This is a genomic window from Terrabacter sp. P5_B1 (assembly GCF_056400505.1).
In genome coordinates, this window is record NZ_JBFULD010000329.1 from 1 (window position 1) to 4,568 (window position 4,568).

Genomic DNA, 4,568 nt, shown 5'->3' on the forward strand with positions numbered 1-4,568 from the left:
GCCCTGGCCGTCGATGTGCTTCGTCGCGGAGTAGACGACGATGTCGGCACCGAAGTCGAGCGGTTTGGAGAAGACCGGCGTGCCGAAGACGTTGTCGACGACGACCTTCGCACCGGCGGCGTGGGCCAGCTCCGTCACCGCCGCGATGTCGACGAGCTCCTGCATCGGGTTGCTCGGCGTCTCGAAGAAGACGGCGGTCGTCGGCTCGGACAACGCCTCGCGCCACTGGTCGAGGTCCGCTCCGTCGACGAAGACGGTCTCGACCCCCCAGCGGGGAAGGATCTCGTCGAGGATGACGAAGCACGAGCCGAAGAGGGCCCGCGAGGACACGACCCGGTCCCCGTGTCCGAGCAGCGCCGCCAGCGCCACGAAGACGGCGGACATGCCGGACCCGGTGGCGAAGCACGCTTCGGCGCCCTCGATCTGGCGCAGCCGCTCCTCGAACATGGTGACCGTGGGGTTGCCATAGCGGGAGTAGACGAACCGGTCGACATCACCCTTGAACGCCGCCTCGGCGTCCTCCGCACTGTCATAGACGAAGCCTGACGTCAGGTAGAGCGCCTCGGAGGTCTCCTCGAAACCGCTGCGGGACAGACCTGCTCGCACCGCCAGCGTGTCCGGGCGCCAGTCCTGCGTCGCGCCGCTCATCCCTGCACCCACGGCAGACCCGCGACCTTCCATCCCGACACCGACCGGTGGCGCTCGTCGTCGTGGGGTCCCTCGAACCCCTCGAGGACGTTGTGCGACTGCGCCCACCCGTCGCGGGTCGCCGCCTCGGCCGCGGCCACCGAGCGCACCCCGGAGCGGCACAGGAAGTAGACGAGGGCTTCCTTGGCGACGCCGGCCGCCTCGAGGTCGGCAGTGAAGCTCTCGTTCACGACGCCGTGCGGGTAGGTCTGCCACTCGATGAGCACGACCTGCTTGCCGACGGCACTGAGGTCGGGCAGTCCGACGTAGGCCCACTCCGCCCTCGTGCGCACGTCGACGAGCACCGCACCGGGCTCGTCGCGCAGGACCGTCCAGGCCTGCTCGGGGGTCACGTCACCGGCATAGCTCATGCAGCGAATATCGCACAGCGTCCGTCAGGCGAGATGGTCGGTCCGATTGGTGAAAGCCACCGACGCCGAGCCGTCCTCCCAGACCTCCACGGCGGTGAGGCTGCCCGGGGCCGTGGCGAGGGCCCAGAAGCGCTCGACCGGGGTGGCCAGCACGTCACTGAGCACCGAGAGCACCCCGCGCCGGCTCGTCACCGCGACGACGGTGCCGCCCCGCGAGAGGAGCGAGTGGTATGCCGTCTGCACCGTCACGTCGGCCCCCTCGCCCGGTGCCTGGCCGGACCAGTCCGCGGACGTCGCGGCCTCCGCGCCCAACGCACCGGCGAGGTCCTTCACGACCCGGGCGGCCACCGCGTCATCGGCGCCGACGACACTCGCGGAGTCGACGAGACGTCGCACGGCGGCGACGATGCGTGGCGTGGCGTGGCTGTCGAGCGGAGCCTGCACGAGGAGCAGTCGCAGGGGACGCACACTCCCCCTCGTCGCGGTCACCCCCGAATCGGCGTCTGTGACAGTCAAATCCGAATCGACCTGCGAACCCGAGCCGTCGGCGTTCTCGTCGGTCAGGATCCGGTGGACGCTCAACCCGTCCATGGCGTCGTTGCTCAGCGCGTCGGCGTCCTTGTTCTTCTCGCGCGGGATCCACTCGAAGTCGACGCTGCCGCCGGCGTCGGAGATCTCTGCGCACAGGTCGCGGGCCTCGAGGGCCAGGCGGCGCATGTCCTCGTGCTTGATCTTCCAGCGGCCCGACATCTGCTCGACGACGAGCTTGGAGTCCATCTTGACGCGCACCGAGGCGCCGGGGTCGAGGTCGAGCACGGCGCGCAGCCCGGCGAGCAGGCCGGAGTACTCCGCCACGTTGTTGCTGGCCCTGCCGAGGGGCTCGGCGAGCTCGACGAGGACGCGACCGGTCGAGGGGTCACGGACGAGGGCGCCGTAACCAGCGACGCCCGGGTTGCCCCGGGACCCACCGTCGGCCTCGACGACGAGCCGGCGGCCCGACCCGCGGGACGCCGCCTTCACCAACCGCTCACAGACCGGACTCGCCCGTACGGATCATGATGCGGCGGCACTCCTCACACCGGACGACCTCGTCCTGGGGCGCCGTGCGGATGCGGTTGAGGTCCACGTTGCCGAGCTCGAGCCGGCACCCGCCGCACCGGCGGTGGCGCAACTCGGCGGCGGCCAGGCCGCCGCTGCTGGCACGGATCTTCTCGTACAGCGCGATGAGCTCCTCGCCGACGCCGGCGACGATGTCGGCTCGTCCGGAGGCGACCTGCTCCGCCTCGGCGTCGAGCTTCGTGACGGCGGCGTCGCGCTCCGCCTCGAGGTCTGCGACACGCGCGACCAGCTCGGCCCGTCGCGCCTCGAGCTCGGTGACCCGCGCGGTCAGCGCCTCGGACCGCTCCATGACCTCGAGCTCGACCTCCTCGAGCTCGCCCTGGCGCCGCGCGAGCGACGCCAGCTCGTGCTGGAGGGCCTGGAGGTCCTTGGCGCTGCCCTGCCCGGCGTCGAGCCGTGCCTGGTTGCGGGCGGCCCGGTCGCGGACGAGCCGGACGTCCTGGTCCGACTTCGTCAGCTCCCGCTGGACGTCACCGGCCGCCGTGCGGGCGTTGACGATGTCCGTCTCGAGCGCGCCGAGCTCGCGCCGGGCCGCCTCGACGGCAGGCGTCTGGGGCAGGGTGGCCTTGGCGTGCGTGATCTGGTCCAGACGCGAGTCGATGGCCTGCAGGTCGAGCAGGCGCCACTGGCGGGACGGGTCGGCTTTCAGGACACACCTCCGGTATCGGGAGCCGCCCGGTCGGCCCGCGCGGCGTTCGCACCGACGACGAACGTCCACGGCTCGGTGCGGATGGTTGAGACTCTGGTCTCGACCCTAGTGGCTCCGGGGACGTGGTCCAGCGCCGACAGCAGCTGCTCACGGGCACTCGCCAGCCAGAGTGACTCGGTGGCCCAGTGGCCCGCGTCGACGAGGAACGGCCGGCCGCCGCGCGCCTCCTCCCGAGCCTCGAGGACCGGGTGGTGACGGAGGTCGGCGGTGACGAAGACATCAGCGCCGCTGGCCCGCACGTCGTCGAAGCGATCGTCGCCCGACCCGCCCATGACCGCGACCGTGCGCACCTCGGCACCCGGGTCCCCACTGACCCGTATGCCGCCGGCTGTCGCCGGCAGCGCCGTGGCCACGGCTTCGGCGAAGTCCGCCAGGCTGGCGGGCGCGGCGAGCACCCCGACCCTCCCGGCATTCGACCCGTCCTGCGAGAGCGGGCGCTGGTCGGTCAGGCCGAGGGCGTCCGCGAGCACCGTCGAGACGCCGGGGTCGGCGACGTCGGCGTTCGTGTGCCCGACCCACAGCGCGACGCCGCCCCGCACGAGGGCCGTGACCGACGCACCCTTGGCCGACCTGGTAGCGACCGAGTGGACCCCGCGCAGCAGCAGCGGGTGGTGCGTGACGAGCAGGTCCGCTCCCCACGTGCAGGCCTCGTCGATGACGGCCAGGGTCGGGTCGAGGGCGAAGAGGATGCGGCGCACCGGCTGGTCGAGGTCGCCCGTCACGAGGCCGACCCGGTCCCACTCCGCCGCGCTCTGGAGGGGATAGAGGGACTCGAGCGCCGCAACGGCGTCACGGAGGCTGAGGTCGGGAGCAGGATCGTCCACGTGGGCCCGGCCGGGCTCGAACCGACGACACCCGCGGTGTAAACGCGGTGCTCTACCAACTGAGCTACAGGCCCTGACGTGCCGGCGGTGTCACCGGCAGGCGGCGGTCAGCCTACGGCATCACGCTGGCTCGCGCGGAGCGCCGCGAGTGCCTCGCGGTAGGCCCTGAAGTCGCGGCCCGAACCGATGCCGCGCACCTCGGTCCACACGATGCGGCCCGAACGGTCGATGAGGAACGTCCCGCGGAGCGCGAATCCGTCCTCGGCGTCGAGGACGCCGTAGCGCCGCGCCACCTCGCCGTGCGGCCAGAAGTCCGACAGGAGCGGGAAGAAGTGGCCCTCGGCGTCGGCCCACGCGCGCAGCGTGTACATCGAGTCGCACGAGATCGTGAAGACCTGGATGTCGCCGTCCTGGAAGTCCTCGAGCCCGTCGCGGATCTCGCGCAGCTCGCCCCGGCAGATCCCGGAGAACGCGGCGGGGTAGAAGACGATGACGGCGTTCCTGAGGCCACGCACCGCGGACAGGCTGACGTCGACGCCGTACTGGTCCACGAGGGTGAAGTCGGGGGCCAGGTCGCCGACCCCCAGCGGGGTGGACACCTGGACCGGCGACTCGGTCGGGTGCACGTTCGTCATGGCGGCAAGTGTCGCACCACGACCTCGGTGTTCGCGCCACCCTCGACAGCGGCCCGGGCGAACGCCCGCAAAGGACCGCAAAACGGGCGGCGTGGCGCCGGACTCGTCGGACTCGTCGGACGCGCCGGTCAGCGGCGCGGCCCCTTGGGCGGCATGAGGCGGGTCCCTGCCCACTCGGCGGCGACGTTCACCTGCCCACCGGTGGTGAGGCCCGCTGTAGAGG

General features: G+C 72.0%; 6 protein-coding genes and 1 tRNA gene. All 7 read right to left on the reverse strand.

Going from position 1 to position 4,568, the window contains the following annotated elements; all coding sequences use genetic code 11:
• On the reverse strand, window positions 1-648 hold a 648-nt coding region (locus AC1DP0_RS18390; protein ID WP_478087236.1), incomplete at its 3' end, for an aminotransferase class I/II-fold pyridoxal phosphate-dependent enzyme.
• Window positions 645-1,058, reverse strand: a complete 414-nt coding sequence (locus tag AC1DP0_RS18395; RefSeq protein ID WP_478087238.1) for a rhodanese-like domain-containing protein — start codon at window positions 1,056-1,058, stop codon at window positions 645-647. The genes AC1DP0_RS18390 and AC1DP0_RS18395, both read right to left, overlap by 4 nt.
• Window positions 1,059-1,082: 24 nt before the next feature.
• On the reverse strand, window positions 1,083-2,078 hold the full coding sequence (locus tag AC1DP0_RS18400) for a reverse transcriptase-like protein (RefSeq protein WP_478087240.1): 996 nt from the start codon (window positions 2,076-2,078) through the stop codon (window positions 1,083-1,085).
• Window positions 2,079-2,085: 7 nt separating this feature from the next.
• On the reverse strand, window positions 2,086-2,895 hold the full coding sequence (locus AC1DP0_RS18405; protein WP_478087242.1) for a zinc ribbon domain-containing protein: 810 nt from the start codon (window positions 2,893-2,895) through the stop codon (window positions 2,086-2,088).
• Entirely contained in the window at window positions 2,823-3,710 is an 888-nt protein-coding gene (locus AC1DP0_RS18410; protein WP_478087246.1) for a Nif3-like dinuclear metal center hexameric protein, read from the reverse strand. Before AC1DP0_RS18410 ends, AC1DP0_RS18405 begins: the two co-directional genes overlap by 73 nt.
• A 1-nt stretch (window position 3,711) precedes the next feature.
• Window positions 3,712-3,784: transfer RNA gene (locus AC1DP0_RS18415), tRNA-Val, on the reverse strand.
• 33 nt (window positions 3,785-3,817) lie between these two features.
• Window positions 3,818-4,345 carry a peroxiredoxin gene (locus tag AC1DP0_RS18420; RefSeq protein WP_478087249.1) on the reverse strand — a complete coding sequence of 176 codons (528 nt, stop codon included), beginning with the start codon at window positions 4,343-4,345 and terminating at the stop codon, window positions 3,818-3,820.
• Window positions 4,346-4,568: the final 223 nt, after the last annotated feature.

Coding starts and splice junctions, on each gene's coding strand:
- AC1DP0_RS18420 (WP_478087249.1), bottom strand. CDS start 4,345: ATGACGAACGTGCACCCGACCGAGTCGCCGGTCCAGGTGTCCACCCCG.
- AC1DP0_RS18395 (WP_478087238.1), bottom strand. CDS start 1,058: ATGAGCTATGCCGGTGACGTGACCCCCGAGCAGGCCTGGACGGTCCTG.